Consider the following 17,341-nt stretch of genomic DNA (forward strand, 5'->3'; position numbering starts at 1 on the left):
TCACTCATACCCGGCACTTGGGCCGTGGAAGTTGAGTCTGTACCGGCTAGGCCTTCTTGGGAGGCAGGGCCAGCCTGAAGATCTTGGCCCACGTGGAGCCGACCTGCTTCAGCAGCGGACCCGTGGTGTACGGCAGTCCGTAGCGTTTGCAGATCTCCTGCACCTTCGGCGCCACCTCCGCGTAGCGGTTCGAGGGCAGGTCCGGGAACAGGTGGTGCTCGATCTGGTGCGAGAGGTTTCCGGTCATGAGGTGCATGAACTTGGAGCCGGAGATGTTGGCCGAGCCAATCATCTGCCGCACATACCAGTCGCCGCGGGTCTCGCCTTCCACCATTTCCTCGGTGAAGGTGTCAGTGCCTTCGGGGAAGTGGCCGCAGAAGATCACCGCGTGGGCCCACACGTTGCGGACGGCGTTGGCGGTCAGGGTGCCGTAGAGGGCCTGCTTGCCGGAACCGGTCAGCATTGCGACGGCGGGAGTGGCGGCGTAGTCCTTGGTGAACTGCGTCAGGGCCTTGCGGCCGAGGGCCTTCAGGTCCTTGGTCAGGGCTTCCTTGGACTTCCTGCCCTCCTGGTAGTCCACCAGTTCGAGGTCGTAGATCGCGATGCCCCACTCGAAGACGGGTGCCAGCAGCGCGTTGTACAGCGGGTTACCCAGGTTGAAGGGCTTCCATTCCTGGTCCGGATCCATCCGCAGCAGGTTGTATCCGATGTCGTTGTCCTTGCCGACCACATTTGTCCAGCGGTGGTGGAGATCGTTGTGGGTGTGCTGCCAGGAACGCGCGGGGGTGACGAAGTCCCATTCCCACGTGGTGGAGTGGATGTCCGGGTCCCGCATCCAGTCCCACTGCCCGTGCAGGATGTTGTGCCCGAGTTCCATGTTTTCCAGGATCTTGGCGAAGCTCAGCAGCGTGGTGCCGGCGATCCAGGCGGGCTTCTTCTTGCTGACCAGGAGCAGGGCACGGCCGGAGAGCTCCAGGCCGCGCTGGATCTTGATCATGCGGCGGATGTAGGCGGCGTCGGCGGATCCGCGCTTGGCGAGGATGTCATCCTTGATGGCGTCGAGTTCGCGCCCCAGCTCCGCCACCTGCTCGTCGGAGAGGTGGGCGGCCGCGGGCGGACGCAGCAGCGGCCTGCCGGTTTCAGCGAGGGCGCCGGGCCGCTTCTTCGCGACCGTGACGACCTTTGCTGCGGCTGCGTCGGCGGTGGTGGAACCGCTGGCGGCTGGGGTGTCGGCGTCGGAAAGGTCCGGTTTGTTGGAAACAATCGTCATGCGGTGATTCTCCTCAGAGGTCGAGGTTAACGGGGCCGGCGGCTGCCGACACGCACGTCTGGATTAGTTGGCCGGGCTCGCCGTGCACTTCGTTGGTGCGAAGGTCACGGACGTGGCCGGCCCGCAGCGGGATGAGGCAGCTGTGGCAGATGCCCATGCGGCAGCCGCTGGGCATCAGGATGCCGGCGTCCTCGCCGACATCGAGCAGCGGGGTGTCGCCGTCGGCCTCGACTTCACGGTCGGAGGCCTCGAAGGTGACCAGTCCGCCGTCGTGCCCGTCACCGCCGGCCAGGCTGGTGCTGAAGCGTTCGATCGTCAGGGTGCCTGCGCTAGCCGCGGCCTGCTGCGCGTCCTCGGCTTCGGCCTCCCACAGCGCCTCGGCGTCGTTGAGATAGCCTTCCGGGCCGCACGCGTAGGCGGCGCGCTGGCGCCAGTCCGGGCAAAGCCGGTCCAGGTCGGCGGCGGAAGTGAAGTCCAGCCGTCCGCTCTCGCCGGTGAACCAGTGCGTGACGCGCAGGTTCGGGAACTGGTCGGCGAGCTCGGCGAGTTCTTCACGGAAGATCGTGTCCGCGGCAGTGCGGGCGGTGTGGATCAGGACGACGTCGGAGTCCGGGCGGTGCGGGACGAGCGTGCGGATCATCGACATCACCGGGGTGATGCCGCTGCCGGCCGTGAGCATAAGCAGCGGGCGCGGATGCTCGGGAAGGACGAAGTCACCCTGCGGGGGCGCCAGGAACAGGACGTCGCCGGGCTTGGTGCCGCGAACAAGGGCCCCGGAGACGGCGCCCATGTCGGTCACGGTGATTGCCGGGTCCTGCCCGGCGGGGGCGCTGAGCGAGTAGGACCGCCAGTGGCGGACGCCGTCGAGCTCGACGCCAATACGGGCCCACTGGCCGGCAAGATGTGCTTGCCAGCCGCGGCCGGGACGGAAGAAAATGGTGGCGGAATCGGCCGTTTCTGGAACCACCTTGGTGACCACACCGCGCAATTGGCGGGCGGAAAACACAGGATTGAACAGCGACAGAATGTCTTCTGGAGCTAGTGGGGTGGTCAGTAGAGATGCGGCGCGCGCCAGCTTACGGAGCCGGATCATTCATCAACCTTATGTCAGATTGCGCCATACTTCTTCACCCAAGGCATACGATCGACTCAAGAAAACTATCCCGCCGCAACAACTCATCGGATTGTCCATGAACGCATCCCCCGCACGGGAGCCTGCCGGCCCCGCCCCCGCCTACGATCCTCCCTGGCTGGCCCTGCCGCGGGAGGTCAGCGACATGCTGCGTCCGCGGATGCCCGGCATTGTGGAGGCCATCATCGAGGCCGTCCCGCAGCTCGTCCCGGCGTACGCCAGGCCGATTGAAGGGCGCTTTGGCAGGGGGCTGCGGAGGGGTGTGGCCGCGGCGCTGGACCGGTTCCTGCAATTGCCCGGGACCCGGCTCCCGGCGTTGTCCGAGGAAAGCCGGGATCTGGTGGCCGGGCTGGGCAGCGGCGAGTTCCGGCAGGGGCGGAGCATGGACGCGCTCCTGAGCGCCTACCGGATGGGCGCCCGCGTGACCTTCCGGGAGATGTCCAAGGTCTCAGTGGAACACCACCTGGGCCAGGGCGTTGTGGTGGATCTGGGCGAATCGATCCTCGCGTACATCGACGAGCTGTCGGCGGTCAGCGCCGAGGCCTACGCCTTTGAACAGTCCGAACGGGCCGGAGCGGTGGACCGGCGACGCACCGAACTGCTGGACCTGCTCCTGCTCGGCCAGGCCGACGAGGCGGCCCTGCGCCAGACGGCGGCGATGGCGGACTGGTCCCTGCCCCAGCGCATGGCGGTGGTGACGCTGCCGCTGGACCGGGCGGCCGGACTGCGGCTGCGCCTGGGCCCGGGCACCCTTGTGATTGAGCGCGAGACCGACGTTGTGGCCCTGGTGCCGGCGCGGATTTCGCGTTCCGCCCGGGAGGACCTGGACCGTGCACTGAAGGGACGCGGCGCTTCCGTGGGACCGTCCGGGGGCTGGGAGAAGGTTCCGGACTCACTGCGGCTGGCCGTGCTGGCGGCCGCGGCGCTGCCTCCGCGGGAGGGGCCGGACGATCCCCCGATCTGGGCCGACGAGCACCTGGCGCAGGTGATCCTCGGCGCGGAACCCTCGGCGATCACCGAACTCGCCAACCGCCGGCTCGCGCCGCTGGAAGGGCTCCGGCCCGCCCAACGCGAGCGGCTCGCCGAAACCTTGCTGTCCTGGCTGCGCCACTGGGGCCAGCGGGCGCCCGTGGCCGCCGAACTCGGGATCCACCCGCAGACCGTGGGCTACCGGGCCGCGCAGCTGCGCGAGCTCTTCGGCGACGCGCTCGAGGATCCAACGGCGCGCTTCGAACTCGAACTGGCCCTGCACGCCGGCCGGCGGTAGGCGGGCCGGCACCTGGCCCCGGATGTCCGACGTCGGGCGGCGGACCACCGATTACCCGGCGAGCGCCCGCCGGCTGTGGAGCCGCAGCTCCAGGTCGTGCATCACGAGCGCCGCCAGGTCTTCCAGCGCAGCCGTGTCCTCATCGCTGAACTCGCGGGGCTCACGGTCCAGGATGCACAAGGTACCCAGGTTGTAGCCGTCCGGAGTGCGCAGCGGCACCCCGGCATAGAACTGCAGGCCGAACTCGCCGGCTACGAGGGGGTTGGCCAGAGTCCGGGGATCGTTGATGGCGTCCCGGATAATCCAGGCATCGCCCTGCAGGACGGCGGAGGCGCATAATCCGGGGTCCCGGCCGATTTCCGTGACGTCCGTGCCGTGGTGGGACTTGAACCAGATGCGGTCATGGTCCACAACGCTGACAATCGCCACAGGCACCGAGAACATGCGTGCGGCCAGCGCCGCGATCCGGTCGAAGGCGCCATCCGCGGGAGTGTCCAGGATCCTGTACCGCTCGACCGCCTGCATGCGCCCTTCTTCGTCGGTCAGCAGCGCGGCCGCGTCCCGGCGGTGGCGTCCCGCGCCATTGATGACTTCCTGGCGCAGGGCCAGGGACACTTCCCGGGCGGGCGGGCGGGCCGCCGGATCCCTGTCCAGCATGGAGGTCAGCAGGGCCGCCCACATGGGCGCGAGCTCTTCGGGGATTGCCGGGTCGTGGAGAAGCCGGGCCAGGGCGGACTGGACCGGCGCGCCGGGATAGGCCATTTTCCCGGTCAGGCCTTCCAGCAGGACCAGTCCCAGCGAATAGACGTCGCTGGCAGGGCCGGCCGGTTCGCCGGCGGCCTGTTCGGGGCTGAGGTAGGCGGGGGTGCCGGAGCTGTCGTCGGGGTCGCCGCAGTGGCCTTCGCGGATTGTGATGGCCACGCCGAAGTCGCTGAGTTTGGCGCGCGGGCGCCGGTCCTCGACGCTGTAGTCCACGAGCAGGATGTTGGCCGGCTTGACGTCCCGGTGGATGATGCCGTGGTGGTGGATGTGTGCCAGCCCGTCGGCGAGATCGTGTCCGATCAGCGCCATGTGGGCCGCCGACAGCGGGCCCTCGGCCGAGCGGCTGCGGAGGTCGGGGCCGCGGACGAGTTCCATCACCAGATAGCTGAGCCGGCGGGTCGGGTCACTCAGGTCTGTCCCGGCGTCGAACAGTGTCACGAGGGCGTGGTGGGCCATCCCCGCCAGGATCCGCACTTCGTCGCTTTGCCTGCGGGTCCGTTCCTCGTCCACAGTGCCGTCGCGGAAGAGTTTGACTGCCACTTCCCGTCCCAGGACCTCGTCCGTGGCACGGTACACGCTTGATTGGCTGCCCCGGCCAATGAGTTCTTCGATCCGGTAGCGCCCGCCGAGCAGGAAACCGGGGTCCATGGTTGTCAAAGGTTTACGTGGTCCCTCTAATGGGGCCGCCGCTGGAATCGGGCGGATCAGTCCAAAGCCGGAAAATCAGTCCCGGCACCCGCATCATAAGCAAGCTTACTTATCATAACGCGGAAACCGGATTCCGGAAGACGTCCCGGCGATCTTTCGGTCCGGCGCCTTGCCGTTATTTTGCGGGGTTGTGGGTCCCGATCGGCACGAGGGTGAGGTCAGGGTGGTTCTTTTCGATCCGGCGCAGGGCCCAGACGTCGTTGAACAGGGCCAGGTATTCCCCGTCGGAGCGCAACAGGACTTCGGCGCCGGGGACGTTGGCCAGCGCCGGCATGGCGTCGGCGGTCGAAATCCGGGCCATGGAATACGGGAGCCGTTCCAGCCGCATCGGGGCGCTGAAGTCGTGCGCCATGCGGTCTTCGACCACTTCGAACTGCATGGGGCCGACGGCGGCAAGAACGGGCGCCTGGTCACCGCGGATGTCGGAGCGGAGCACCTGGATGACGCCCTCGTGCTCGAGTTGTTCGATGCCGCGGCGGAACTGTTTGAACCGGCTCGGGTCTTTGGAGCGCGCCACCTGGAAGTGCTCCGGGGCGAAGAGCGGGATCGCGGGGAACTCCACGGGCTGGTCCAGGAACAGGCTGTCCCCCACGCGGAGGGAGGAGGCGTTCACGAGGCCCACCACATCGCCCGGGAAGGCCTCGTCGATCACCTCGCGTTCGCGGCCGAAGACCTGCTGGGCGTATTTGGTGGCGAAGGATTTCCCCGTCCGGGTCTGGGTGACCACCATGCCGCGCTCGAACATGCCGGAGCAGACACGGATGAAGGCAACGTGGTCGCGGTGGGCCTTGTTCATGCCGGCCTGGACCTTGAAGACGAATCCGGCGAACGGGGCATCCACGGGGCGGGGGTCGCCGTCGACGTCGGGCCGCGGGGCAGCGGGCGGGGCGAAGTCGACGAGGGCGTCGAGGATTTCCTTCACGCCGAAGTTCAGTGCGGCCGAGCTGAAGAGGATCGGCGTCGCCTTGCCGGCGTGGAAGGCCTCGACGTCGAACGCCAGGTTGGATTCGATGACCAGCCCGGCCTCGTCCACGGCGTTGGACCAGTCGTCGCCCTGGCTGGCGGCGGCCTCTTCGGGGGTGAAGTATTCGGTGAGCGCGATGTTGGCGCCGGCGTTGTTGCGCTTGAACTGCGCGAAGCGGTCATTGCGCAGGTCCCAGACGCCGCGGAAGTCGCCGGAAATGCCCACGGCCCAGGTCAGCGGCATCGGCTGCAGGCCGGTGCGCTCGGTGATCTCATCCATGAGGGCCAGCGCGTCCAGGCCGGGCCGGTCCCACTTGTTGATGACAGTGATGATGGGCAGGTTGCGCTGCTTGCAGACCTCGAAGAGCTTCATGGTCTGGGTTTCGAGTCCCTTCGCGGCGTCGACCAGCATGACGGCACAGTCCACGGCCGCGAGAACGCGGTAGGTGTCCTCGGAGAAGTCGGCGTGGCCCGGGGTGTCCAGGAGGTTGATGACGGTGTCCCGGTAGGCGAACTGCAGCGCGGCGGAGCTGATGGAGATGCCGCGGTCCTTTTCCATCTGCATCCAGTCCGAGACCGTCTCCTTGCGGTTGGCCTTGCCGCTGGAGGCGCCGGCGGTGCCGATCACCTTTGCGTGCAGCGCGAGGGCCTCCGTCAGGGTGGATTTGCCGGCGTCGGGGTGCGAAATGACCGCGAAAGTCCGGCGCCGGGCCGCCTGCTTGTGAATCTCCTGGACTCGGGCGGGGCTGAGGACTTCTTGAGACACGATGCTACTTTCGCTGCGGCAGTGGACGGGTCACGGCGCGGAGAGCCCGCGGTACACCCAAGGATCCAAGTTTATCGCAGGCCGCGGACCGGCGTACGAGGCGGCCGCCGGCCGGCGCCAAAATGCGGTCGTGGACGGCACCCGGGACAGCCCTTCCGGAGGCTCCCGGCGGTACACCGTAATGGACCACTTTAAGGCTTGCCTGTGCGGAAGTGGCCGTGCTTTACCCCTATCATGGGGAGAGCGGGGAACTGAGTACTTTGATCCTGCCGGGAGACCCTGGAATCCGGCGCACTTGCAGGCTCGTCCCTGCACCTTTGAAGGGAAATCTATGGCTCGGAGCCCTGAAGATGCGCTCAAGGCGACCCTGGCCAGGGTGGCACCGGGCACGGCCCTCCGCGACGGCCTGGAACGCATCCTCCGCGGCCGGACCGGCGCGCTGATCGTCCTGGGCATCGACAGGACCATCGAGTCCATCTGTTCGGGCGGCTTCGAGATCGGCATCGACTTCTCCCCCACCCGGCTGCGGGAACTGGCGAAGATGGACGGCGCCATCGTCTGCGACAAGGATGCCAGCAACATCCTGCGCGCGGCGGTCCAGCTCGTCCCGGACTCGAGCATCGAAACGCAGGAATCGGGCACCAGGCACCGGACCGCGGAACGCGTGGCCATCCAGACGGGCGTCCCGGTCATTTCGGTCAGCCAGTCAATGCAGATCATCGCGCTGTACGTGCACGGTCTGCGCCACGTCCTGGAGGGCTCCGAGAAGGTCCTGGCCCGCGCCAACCAGGCCCTGGCAACCCTGGAACGCTACCGCTCGCGTCTGGACCAGGTCACCAGCTCGCTCTCCGCGCTGGAAATCGAGGCCATGGTCACGGTCCGTGACGTCGCGGTCACCCTTCAGCGCCAGGAAATGGTCCGCAGGATCTCCGAGGAAATCTCCCAGTACGTCCTGGAACTGGGCGAGGACGGCCGCCTGCTGTCGCTGCAGCTGGACGAGCTCACCGTGGGCCGCGGCCCGGGCAGCGACGTCATCATCCGCGACTACTCCAGCCCGGCCGCAACCGCGGAGGACATCGACAACGCGGTCAAGGCCCTCGTCAGCCTGGGCCCAACCGAGCTGATCGACCTGGGCAAGATCGCCGGGATCGTCGGCTTCGCCGGCGGCGAGGCCAACCTCGACGCGGTCGTGCAGCCGCGCGGCTACCGCCTGCTCTCCGGGCTCAAGGCCGTGCCGAAGGCCGTCGCCGACCGGCTCGTCGACCACTTTGGCGGCCTGCAGTTCCTGATGGCGGCAACGATCGATGACCTCATGACGGTGGACGGGATCGGTGACCAGCGTGCCAGGACCGTCAGGGAAGGCCTGAGCCGCATGGCCGAGGCCAGCCTGCTGGACCGCTTCCTCTAACCCCCCAAACACCCGTCGTTAGCGGGAGTTAACGGGTCAGCTGAGCTGGAACACGGCCTTGGGGCTGGTCTTGTTCGCCAGCCGCGCGGTGAAGACATAGTAGGCGCCGCCGGCTCCGGGCTTGGCCTCGACGGGCTCGCAGCCCTGCACCGTGCGGTTGCGCTGCCACGGGAAATTCGCTGTCTCACTCTTGCCCGGAGCAATGGTCTTCATCAGGTCCGCGCTCTCCGCCTGGCAGTCCTTGGAGGAGAAGATCCGGTCCGAGCCGCTGGTGATCATGTACTCCATCTGCGACGTCCCGATGTTGACCTCGCACGGCACCTTGTTGTTGTTGGTAACCGTGAGGCTGAGCAGCGGCTTCTCAGCGGCGGCATAGTCCTGTTTGTCGGTGGCAGCCGTGACGGTGATCAGATTCTGCTCGCAGCCCTCGCCCGATGTGGCCGTGGGTGAGGCCGACGCATCCCCGGACGCCGTGGGGGTCCCGGACTCAGAGGCAGTCGGGGAGACCGCCGGCGCCGCTCCGGCCCCGGAAGGCTGGCCGCCGGAGGGGTGGCCGCCGCTCATGGCACTCGAGACCGCCACAAAGCCGCCGAAGACCACAGCGATGACGAGCAGCAGGACCACGCCTGCAAAGAGCCGGCGGCGGCGGTAGACCCGGCGGAGCGGGGGCCGTCCGGATTTGCGCCCGGGTTGTCCTGCGGGCGAACCTTTCGGCCGCGAACCACCCGTACCTGAACTGCCTTGCCTGACCATCCTTCTAGCCTAGAGAACCGCGCGGGCTATGGCGCCCGACCACGCCGCGTGACCCGCCGCCGTCCCGATCCGTTACCCCGATCTATTACGCTGAATGGATCGAAACTCTAACCCCAACGCCCCTCGTATCCGCCGCGGCACAGCGGGAACCCCTTCCCGCCGGGACGCCCGCCCGCGCCGCGGATCTCCGCGCCCTCCATGCGGCCCTGGCTGACTGGTTCGCGTCCAACGCCAGGGAACTGCCGTGGCGGGCCACGGAGTGCAGCCCCTGGGGTGTGCTGGTCAGCGAGGTGATGCTCCAGCAGACGCCGGTGGTCCGGGTCCTGCCGGTCTGGGAGGAGTGGCTGCGCCGCTGGCCGGAACCGTCCGATCTGGCCGGCGAACCCGCCGGGGAGGCCGTCCGGGCCTGGGGCCGGCTGGGGTATCCCCGGCGCGCCCTGCGCCTGCATGCCGCCGCCGCCGCCATCAGGGACAGCCACGGCGGGGCCGTCCCCGGCACCTACACCGAGCTCCTGGATCTCCCCGGTGTGGGCAGCTACACGGCCGCGGCCGTCGCCGCGTTCGCCTATGGACGCCGCGAAACGGTGGTGGACACCAACATCCGCCGGGTCCACGCGCGGCTGGTCTCCGGCTCTGCCCTGCCGGCACAGGCCCTGACCGCTGCCGAAATGCGGCTGGCGGCGTCACTGCTCCCGGACCGCCCCGGCGCCTCGGTGCGCTGGAACGCCGCCGTCATGGAACTCGGCGCGCTGGTCTGCACTGCGCGGGCCCCCAAGTGCGGCCAGTGCCCTGTCCGGGAGTCCTGCGCCTGGCTGGCGGCAGGCGAGCCGGCGCCAACGTACACGCCCAAGGGGCAGGCGTGGCACGGCACGGACCGGCAGGTGCGCGGCGCCGTGATGGCCGTCCTGCGGGCAGCCGAGGAGCCAGTGGCGCCGGTGCTGTTCCACCAGGCCCCCGCGGACCTGGGCTTCGAACCGCAGGGCATCAGCATCCCGCTCGCGGCCCTGCACCGGCTCAACGCGGCCCCCGAGCAGCTGGAACGGGCGCTGGCCGGCCTGCTGGGCGACGGCCTTGCCGAACTGCACCAGGGCGGCTTCCGGCTCCCGGGCTGAGGATCTACGCTGGAGCATGCGCAAGCTGGCGGCCGCGGCCGCTCTGGTCCTCACCGCCGTCCTGGCAGTCTCGTGCCGGCCGGAGGCCGCCTGCCCGGCGATCGCTCAGGCGCCCGTTGTCTCACTCACCGTGGACCGGGAGTACGCCCCGTCCGTGAAGACGGTACACCTCAAAGCCTGCCAGGACGGCAGCTGCAAGGAAGCGGACCTCGAACTGGCTCCCGGAAGCACGGCCGTGGACCAAGGCTGCGAACCCGGACCCTACGGCGGCGACGGCGTCTGCTCGGCCACCTCTTCGCCCGACGGCACCCTGACCGGCATGCTGATGATGGGGGCGCTGAGCGCCAGCCGCATCGAGGTGACGGCCACGGGCACGGATACCGCCGGGAACCCGCTGCCGGCCCGGACCGCGGCGTTCACGCCCCGCGCGGCGCACCCGTTTGGAGAGCAGTGCGGAACGTTCATCACGGCCAGTGTCGTGCTCGACGAGGCCAGCCTCCGCCAGGCACCCTAGCGCCTACGGTTCTCCGAACCCCGAGCTGACCAGGCGCTCCAAGTAGCCGACCGCTTTGGCGGCGTCCGGGCCGCTGGCCTCCACATGCAGGACGGTTCCCTTGCCGGCGGCAAGCATCATGAGCTCGGTCATGGAGGCGCCGTCGGCGCCGTTGACGGTCACCTCGGCGTCCATGCCGGACAGGCCGCCGGCGATCTTCGCCGCCGGCCGGGCATGCATGCCGGTCTGGTTGACGAGCTCGAAGTCCCCGGTGGCGTCCGGCGGCTGCTGGTGCTCATGGCCGGCCTCCGCGGGGTGGGCCGGGGGCCGGTAGACGGCCTCGGCCGCGTCCTTTACCGCCGCCGCTTCTGCCCCCGCCTGGGCAGCCACAGCGGCCGCCACCAGTCCTTCAACGAGGGGCGCGTCAGCGATCAGCACCGATCCTGGATCGGCTGCAAACTCCGCCGCGGACTCGGCCGTCATCACCGCGGAGCCGAGGTCGGCGAGCATCACCACACCGTCGCCGGCAGCCTGCTCCAGGGCTGCCATGACCTTTTCCAGGCTCGTGCCGATGCGGCCGTCGTCGGTGCCGCCGGCCGGGAGGATCAGGACGTCGGGGGCCATCTGCGCGGCGAGTTCGGCGGCGCCGTCCGCGATCTTGGAGCTGTGCGAGACGACCACCAGCCGGACTGTCATTCGGTCGCTCCGGCCGCGGCGCGCAGGATCAGGGCGCTGGAGACCGCTCCGGGGTCGCGGTGGCCGATGCTGCGCTCCCCCAGGTAGCTGGCACGGCCCTTGCGGGCGAGCATCGGATCCGTGGACACGGCGCCGGCCTCGGCGGCCTCCGCCGCGGCAAGCAGCACCTTCCGGACGTCGCCGTCGCCAGCCGCGGCGGCGGCAGCCTCGATCGCGGGCGTCCACGCGTCCACCATGGTCTTGTCCCCGGATTCGGCCTTACCGCGGGCGACGATCCCGTCGCGGGCGGCCTGCAGCGCGGCAGCCAGGGTGGCGGCGTCGACGTCGGACGTCTCACCCAGCGCCGTGGCGGCCCGCAGGAACGCGGTGCCGTACAGCGGGCCGGCCGCCCCGCCGACCTTGGACATCAGCGTCATGGCGGTCAGTTTCAGGGCCCCACCCGGGGTCTCCGGCGGCGCCTCGGCAAGTTTGTCCAGCACGGCCTTGAAGCCGCGGTCCATGTTCTCGCCATGGTCCGAGTCCCCGATCGGCCGGTCCAGCTCGATCAGCTCCACCCGGTGCTCCGCCATGGCCTGCGCCGAAAGTGTCAGCCACCGCACGGCCCAGCCGACGTCCAAGCCCACGGTCAGACGCCCCAGCGAAGGGCCGGAGTGTGCACGGGAGCGTCCCAGAGCGTCGTCATCTCGTCATCGAGGCGCAGGACAGTGATGGAGCAGCCCTGCATTTCCAGGGACGTGATGTAGTTGCCCACAAGGGAGCGTGCCACGGTGACGCCCTGCTCGGCCAGTTTCTGCGCGGCCCGGCGGTACACGATGTACAGCTCGCTCGCCGGGGTGCCGCCCATGCCGTTGACGAACAAGAGCACCTGGTCCCCGGAGCTAAGCCCGAGGTCGCTGACCACAGGGTCCAGGAGCCGGTCTGTGATGCCGTCGGCGTTTTCCATCGGGATGCGGTGCCGCCCCGGCTCGCCGTGGATGCCGATCCCGATCTCGATCTCGTTTTCCTCCAGCTCAAAACTGGGCACCCCTGCATGCGGAACAGTGCAGGCGGACAACGCCACGCCCATGCTGCGCACGTTCTGGTTGACGCGGTCACCGATCGCGGCGACGGCGTCCAGGTTGTCGCCCCGCTCGGCGGCCGCACCGGCGATCTTCTCGACCAGGACGGTGCCGCCGACCCCCCGGCGCCCGGCCGTGTACAGCGAATCCTCCACGGCGACGTCGTCGTTGACCAGCACGGTGCGGATCTCGACGCCTTCGGCCTGCGCGAGTTCGGCGGCGGTTTCAAAGTTCAGTACGTCACCGGTGTAGTTCTTCACGATGTGCACGACGCCGGCGCCGGAGTTGACGGCCAGCGTGGCCGGCAGGATCTGGTCCGGGGTGGGCGAGGTGAAAACGGCGCCCGGAACGGCGGCGTCGAGCATGCCCCGGCCCACGTAACCGCCGTGCAGCGGCTCGTGCCCGCTGCCGCCGCCAGAGACGAGGCCGACTTTCCCCGCCACGGGAGCGTCCTTGCGCACGATGTATTTCGGGTCCGGAAAGACGGTCACGAGGTCGGCGTGTGCAAGTCCGAACCCTTCCACTGACTCGTCGACCACGGCTTTGGGATCATTGATGAGTTTCTTCATGGCGGTGCTCCCTGGATGGTGTCCTGGCTGCTTGCTTAGACCCTACTACCGGGGCACGGCCGGCGGTAGGCTCCCGGTTCCTCCGGCCCTGGGGCTCCCTGGCGGGGCTGCGAATACCGGGCCGGCGGGGTTGTGGCTGTGCGTTCCCTGCTCCCGCGCTTCAGGCTTGCTGCTCGGCCCACGCAGGGGAATGCGGCCAGGCGTCGACGCCCAGCCATGAGAACGGCGGCGCGGCGAGCCGGCCCTTGCTGGCAAGGGACGCGGCCGGCGGTCCTGATGCGGCAGATACCGGACCAGCGGTTTGCCCCGTCGCGGGGGCACCCGTGACAGGCGAGGAACGGTTGGTGGGTTCGGGCGGTAGCGCTTCCGGCAGCCGGACTGGCAACTGGACCGGCGGCACTGCCGGAGCGCTGGCGATTGTCCTGCGAAAAGCGGAGAAATCGGGAAAAATCACGTCTTTATGCAATTTTTTGCCTCCGAAAGTATGGTGGCCCACCCCCTGGGCCGGCATCAGTTTATCCACCAAATTTACTGAAGGGAAGCCCTGCGTGGACGTCGCCTTCCTGGCGGCTGACGGCACTGGCCGGGAGCGGCCCGGGGGCACCCGGGAACGGGCACAGCCGGCGGGCGCTACAGCTCCTTGATCATCCTGGTGTTGCCCAGCGTGTTCGGCTTGACCCGCGCCAGGTCCAGGAACTCGGCCACGCCTTCGTCATGCGAGCGCAGGAGCTCGGAATACACCATGGGATCGACGGCGGTCTGGTCAGCCATGACTTCAAAGCCGTGTTTCTTGAAGAAATCCACTTCGAACGTCAGGCAGAAGACCCGCGAGACTCCCAGCGCGCGGGCATCCTCAAGCAGACGCTCCACGAGCGCGTGGCCCACACCTTTGCCGCGCCAGGCGTCCGAGGCCGCGAGGGTCCGCACCTCGGCGAGGTCCTCCCACATAACGTGCAGCGCCCCGCAGCCGATCACCTCGCCGTCTTCGGATTCGGCGATCCGGAACTCCTGCAGGCTTTCGTAGTAGGCCACGGTTTCTTTGGCCATGAGGATTCGCTGGTCGGCCAGCGGCGCCACGAGCGTCTTGATGGCGCCGACGTCGTCGGTGCGGGCAGGGCGGATGCGGATCGTCTCAGTCGCGGTCTCACTCACGGTCTCAGTCACAGCCCAATCTTACGGGTGCCCGGGGCCCGGCCGGCTCCCTGCTGGCACGGGCCCCGGGGCGTCAGAGACCGAGTTCGTCGGGGACGGGAACGTCCTTGTCCAGGAGGTTCCTGGCCAGGAAGTGCTCCACGACGCCGTACCAGACCTTGGCGTGCTGCGGCTGCAGAATCCAGTGGTTCTCGTCCGGGAAGTACAGGAAACGGTGGTCCGTTTCGCCGTTCCCGTCCGCCGCCAGCTGCGACTTGGCGAGCAATTCGTACCAGAGCCGGAGCCCCTCGCCGATCGGCACACGGTAGTCCTTGTCGCCATGGATGACCAGCATGGGAGTCCGGATGTTTTCCACGTGCAGATGCGGGGAGTTCTCCAGCGCCATCTCTGCCGTCATCTCCTTGAGCCAGTACTGCGCGGCGTCGGTGGTGGGGCCGAACTGGTCCAGGGCCCAGAGGCTGGCGTGCGTGACGATTGCTTTGAAGCGGTCCGTATGCCCGGCCACCCAGTTGGCCATGTACCCGCCGAAGGAGCCGCCCATGGCGGCCGTGCGCGTCTCGTCGATGTCCGGGCGCTGCACGACGGCGTCGGTGATGGCCATCAGGTCGGTGAACGGCGCCTTGCCCCATTCCCCCCAGCCTCGCTGGATGTAGTCCTGGCCGTAGCCGGTGGAGAGGGCGGGGTCCGGGAGCAGCACCGCGTAGCCGCGGGCCACCAGCAGCCACGGGTTCCAGCGCCAGGTCCAGGCGTTCCAGGATCCCAGCGGGCCGCCGTGGATCCAGAGCAGCAGCGGGGCCGGGGCCGCGGCGGACGCGCCGTCCGGCAGGGCCAGGTACGCGGGCACACGGGCGCCGTCGGCCGCCGTCGTCTCCACGCGCTCCAGCGTGCCCTTGAAGCGGGGGCGCTCCGCGGGCGCGGGCAGGCGGACGACGCCGCCGGCGTCGAGGTCGATCCGCACAGGTTCGGCGGGGAATTCGTAGGAGCTGCGCAGGGCGTAGGCGCTGCGCCCGTCCGGTGCGACGACGACGTCGGTGTACGCGGCGGCGTCGTCCGTCAGGCGGAGCACCTGGCCGGCCTGGCCCGGGTCCCCGGCCACACCAATCCGGAAGACCGGCGATGCGCCGTTCTCGTCGGCGGTGACCAGCAGGGCCGATCCGTCCGGCAGCCATGCGGCGGGGCGCGCCCAGCGGTCCCAGTCATGGGCGAGCGGCGTCAGCGCGCGCTCTCCTGCTGCGGGGCCGGCGACGTCGAGGAGGTGCAGCTTGACCTGCGGGGCCGCCAGCGGCGTGGTGTCGCTTTCACTGACCACCACGAGGCTCCGGCCGTCCGGACTGACCGGGCCCGGGAAGTAGCTCAGGCCTTCGGTGTCCAGCAAAACCGTCCGGGTCCCGGTGGCGACGTCGATGGCGACCAGCACGGAACGTGAATCGGCATTAGCGAGGGGCTTCGCGAAGCTGCTGTAGATGGTCCTGCCGTCCGGGCTGAGCACCGATTCGGCGTCCCTGAGCCGGGTGCCGGCGTCGGGCGTCAGGTTGCGGAGCTTCAGCGGCGTGGCGGCGTCAACGGTGGTCGGCTTTCCGGCCTCCAACTGGCCTCCGGGTTCGACGGCGAACAGCCGCGGCTGCGCCGGGCCCAGGTCCGCGTCCCAGTAGCGGACAGGGTAGCCGCTGTGCAGGATGGCCGCGACCTTGTTCTCCTTGCGCGCCTTGCGGCGTTCTTCGTCATTGTCCTCGTCCGTGGAACCGGCCAGGACCGAGGCCGCGACCACCACGGTGTCGGCGTCCGTGGCGGCGTGGACCCCGCCGATTCCACCGGCGCGGGACAAAGCCACCCGGGCTTCACCGCCGTCGGACGGGAGAATCCAGAGGGCGCTGACGGGGTCGGCCTCGGGGCTCTCCGGATCGGGGCGGGCCGAGGTGAAGTAGAGGTCGCCGTTGGCGGCAAACACCGCGCCGGCCTCCCCCTTGGCGCTGCGCGTGATCCGGCGGGCCTGTTTGACCCCACCCGGGTCCACCTCCCACAGCGCGGTGCAGTATTCGGTGCCTTTCGTGCCGAGGGTCGCCACGGTGGCGACCAGCCGGGCGCCGTCCGGGCTCAGCGTCAAACCGCTCGCTCGAGGGATCGCGAGGTAGTGGTCCAGATCGTGGAAGGGGGTCTCGGGTTGTTCGCTCAGGGTCTCTGAGTCCTTAGCAGCCATGCACCGATTCAACACCGTATGTGGCAGCGATCACAAAACTTTCACTATGAGTGAAACACTGCTTTCAGATACGGGAGTCGCTGGGCCCGGCCGGTAGCACAAACGCAAAGGCCCCGCCGTCCCTTTCGGGGCAGCGGGGCCGTTGCTCTTGGTGCTTAGACGCTCGGGGCGATCTCCGGGATGCGCGGCTTGGCGTTGCCGGCGAAGGTGAACTTCGCGTCGTCGCCTTCGCCTTCCACATCCACCACCACGATGTCGCCGGCGTGCAGTTCGCCGAAGAGGATCTTCTCGGAGAGCTGGTCCTCGATCTCGCGCTGGATGGTGCGGCGCAGCGGCCGGGCACCCATGGCGGGGTCGTAGCCGCGGGTCGCCAGGAGCACCTTGGCCGCGGTCGTGAGCTCGATGCCCATGTCCTTGTCCTTGAGTCGCTTCTCGAGGCGGCCGACGAACATGTCCACGATCTCGATGATCTCGTCCTGGGTCAGCTGCGGGAAGACCACAACATCGTCAACACGGTTCAGGAACTCGGGGCGGAAGTGCTGCTTGAGCTCCTCCGTGACCCGGGCCCGCATCCGGTTGTAGCCGGTCTGCGTGTCCGTGCCGGACTGGAAGCCGGTGGCAACACTCTTCGAGATGTCCCGGGTGCCGAGGTTGGTGGTCATGATGATCACGGTGTTCTTGAAGTCCACCACGCGGCCCTGGGAGTCGGTCAGGCGGCCGTCTTCCAGGATCTGCAGCAGCGAGTTGAAGAGATCGGCGTGCGCCTTCTCCACTTCATCGAACAGGACCACGGAGAACGGACGACGGCGGACCTTCTCGGTCAGCTGGCCGCCTTCCTCGTAGCCCACGTAGCCCGGAGGGGCACCGAAGAGCCGCGACACCGTGTGCTTCTCCGAGTACTCGGACATGTCCAGGGTGATCAGCGCGTCTTCCTCGCCGAACAGGAACTCGGCGAGGGCCTTGGCCAGTTCGGTCTTACCGACGCCGGTGGGGCCGGCGAAGATGAACGAGCCGCCCGGACGCTTGGGGTCCTTG

15 protein-coding genes are annotated in these 17,341 nt (G+C 68.7%); 4 read left to right on the forward strand and 11 right to left on the reverse strand.

Translation table 11 applies throughout. From position 1 onward, the window contains the following. Positions 1-46 precede the first annotated feature (46 nt). Together AC1DZQ_RS13595 and AC1DZQ_RS13600 are read right to left on the reverse strand one after the other, a co-directional pair. A complete protein-coding gene (locus AC1DZQ_RS13595; RefSeq protein ID WP_476964021.1) occupies positions 47-1,270 on the reverse strand; it encodes a fatty acid desaturase family protein in 1,224 nt (407 codons plus the stop codon). A gap of 13 nt (positions 1,271-1,283) precedes the next feature. After that, on the reverse strand, positions 1,284-2,363 hold the full coding sequence (locus tag AC1DZQ_RS13600; RefSeq protein ID WP_476964022.1) for a ferredoxin reductase: 1,080 nt from the start codon (positions 2,361-2,363) through the stop codon (positions 1,284-1,286). 97 nt (positions 2,364-2,460) lie between these two features. Between AC1DZQ_RS13600 and AC1DZQ_RS13605 the strand changes: the two genes are divergently transcribed. After that, positions 2,461-3,669, forward strand: coding sequence for a PucR-like N-terminal domain-containing protein (locus AC1DZQ_RS13605; RefSeq protein ID WP_476964023.1), 1,209 nt, complete (start codon positions 2,461-2,463; stop codon positions 3,667-3,669). Positions 3,670-3,720: 51 nt separating this feature from the next. Here AC1DZQ_RS13605 and AC1DZQ_RS13610 read toward each other — a convergent pair whose 3' ends face one another. Further along, positions 3,721-5,079, reverse strand: a complete 1,359-nt coding sequence (locus tag AC1DZQ_RS13610) for a protein kinase domain-containing protein (protein WP_476964024.1) — start codon at positions 5,077-5,079, stop codon at positions 3,721-3,723. Between the two features lie 175 nt (positions 5,080-5,254). Continuing rightward, a complete protein-coding gene (locus AC1DZQ_RS13615; protein WP_476964025.1) occupies positions 5,255-6,868 on the reverse strand; it encodes a peptide chain release factor 3 in 1,614 nt (537 codons plus the stop codon). Positions 6,869-7,199: 331 nt separating this feature from the next. Here AC1DZQ_RS13615 and disA point away from each other — a divergent pair, with 331 nt between their 5' ends. Further along, positions 7,200-8,276: a DNA integrity scanning diadenylate cyclase DisA gene (gene disA / locus AC1DZQ_RS13620; protein ID WP_476964026.1), complete on the forward strand. Its 1,077-nt coding sequence runs from the start codon at positions 7,200-7,202 to the stop codon at positions 8,274-8,276. A gap of 36 nt (positions 8,277-8,312) precedes the next feature. Here disA and AC1DZQ_RS13625 read toward each other — a convergent pair whose 3' ends face one another. Further along, positions 8,313-8,900, reverse strand: coding sequence for a hypothetical protein (locus tag AC1DZQ_RS13625; RefSeq protein ID WP_476964027.1), 588 nt, complete (start codon positions 8,898-8,900; stop codon positions 8,313-8,315). A gap of 404 nt (positions 8,901-9,304) precedes the next feature. Here AC1DZQ_RS13625 and AC1DZQ_RS13630 point away from each other — a divergent pair, with 404 nt between their 5' ends. Together AC1DZQ_RS13630 and AC1DZQ_RS13635 are read left to right on the forward strand one after the other, a co-directional pair. After that, the gene (locus tag AC1DZQ_RS13630; protein ID WP_476964028.1) at positions 9,305-10,141 is read left to right on the forward strand and encodes an HhH-GPD family protein; all 837 of its coding nucleotides are present in this window, start codon (positions 9,305-9,307) and stop codon (positions 10,139-10,141) included. A 16-nt stretch (positions 10,142-10,157) separates the two neighbouring features. After that, positions 10,158-10,655: a hypothetical protein gene (locus AC1DZQ_RS13635; protein ID WP_476964029.1), complete on the forward strand. Its 498-nt coding sequence runs from the start codon at positions 10,158-10,160 to the stop codon at positions 10,653-10,655. A 3-nt stretch (positions 10,656-10,658) separates the two neighbouring features. Here AC1DZQ_RS13635 and dhaM read toward each other — a convergent pair whose 3' ends face one another. The 6 genes from dhaM to AC1DZQ_RS13665 all read right to left on the reverse strand — a co-directional run. Further along, on the reverse strand, positions 10,659-11,330 hold the full coding sequence (dhaM, locus tag AC1DZQ_RS13640) for a dihydroxyacetone kinase phosphoryl donor subunit DhaM (RefSeq protein ID WP_476964030.1): 672 nt from the start codon (positions 11,328-11,330) through the stop codon (positions 10,659-10,661). Next, the gene (gene dhaL, locus AC1DZQ_RS13645; protein WP_476964031.1) at positions 11,327-11,953 is read right to left on the reverse strand and encodes a dihydroxyacetone kinase subunit DhaL; all 627 of its coding nucleotides are present in this window, start codon (positions 11,951-11,953) and stop codon (positions 11,327-11,329) included. The genes dhaM and dhaL overlap by 4 nt, the downstream gene beginning before the upstream one ends. A 2-nt stretch (positions 11,954-11,955) precedes the next feature. Further along, entirely contained in the window at positions 11,956-12,957 is a 1,002-nt protein-coding gene (gene dhaK, locus AC1DZQ_RS13650) for a dihydroxyacetone kinase subunit DhaK (protein ID WP_476964032.1), read from the reverse strand. Positions 12,958-13,587: 630 nt separating this feature from the next. Next, complete coding sequence (locus tag AC1DZQ_RS13655) at positions 13,588-14,121, reverse strand: amino-acid N-acetyltransferase (protein ID WP_476964033.1); 534 nt, start codon at positions 14,119-14,121, stop codon at positions 13,588-13,590. Between the two features lie 61 nt (positions 14,122-14,182). Next, positions 14,183-16,306 carry a S9 family peptidase gene (locus AC1DZQ_RS13660; protein WP_476964034.1) on the reverse strand — a complete coding sequence of 708 codons (2,124 nt, stop codon included), beginning with the start codon at positions 16,304-16,306 and terminating at the stop codon, positions 14,183-14,185. Between the two features lie 155 nt (positions 16,307-16,461). Beyond that, positions 16,462-17,341 (reverse strand): AAA family ATPase (locus tag AC1DZQ_RS13665; protein WP_476964035.1); only part of this gene is annotated, 880 nt, incomplete at its 5' end.

It is taken from the genome of Arthrobacter sp. P1_C12_2, from assembly GCF_056406415.1.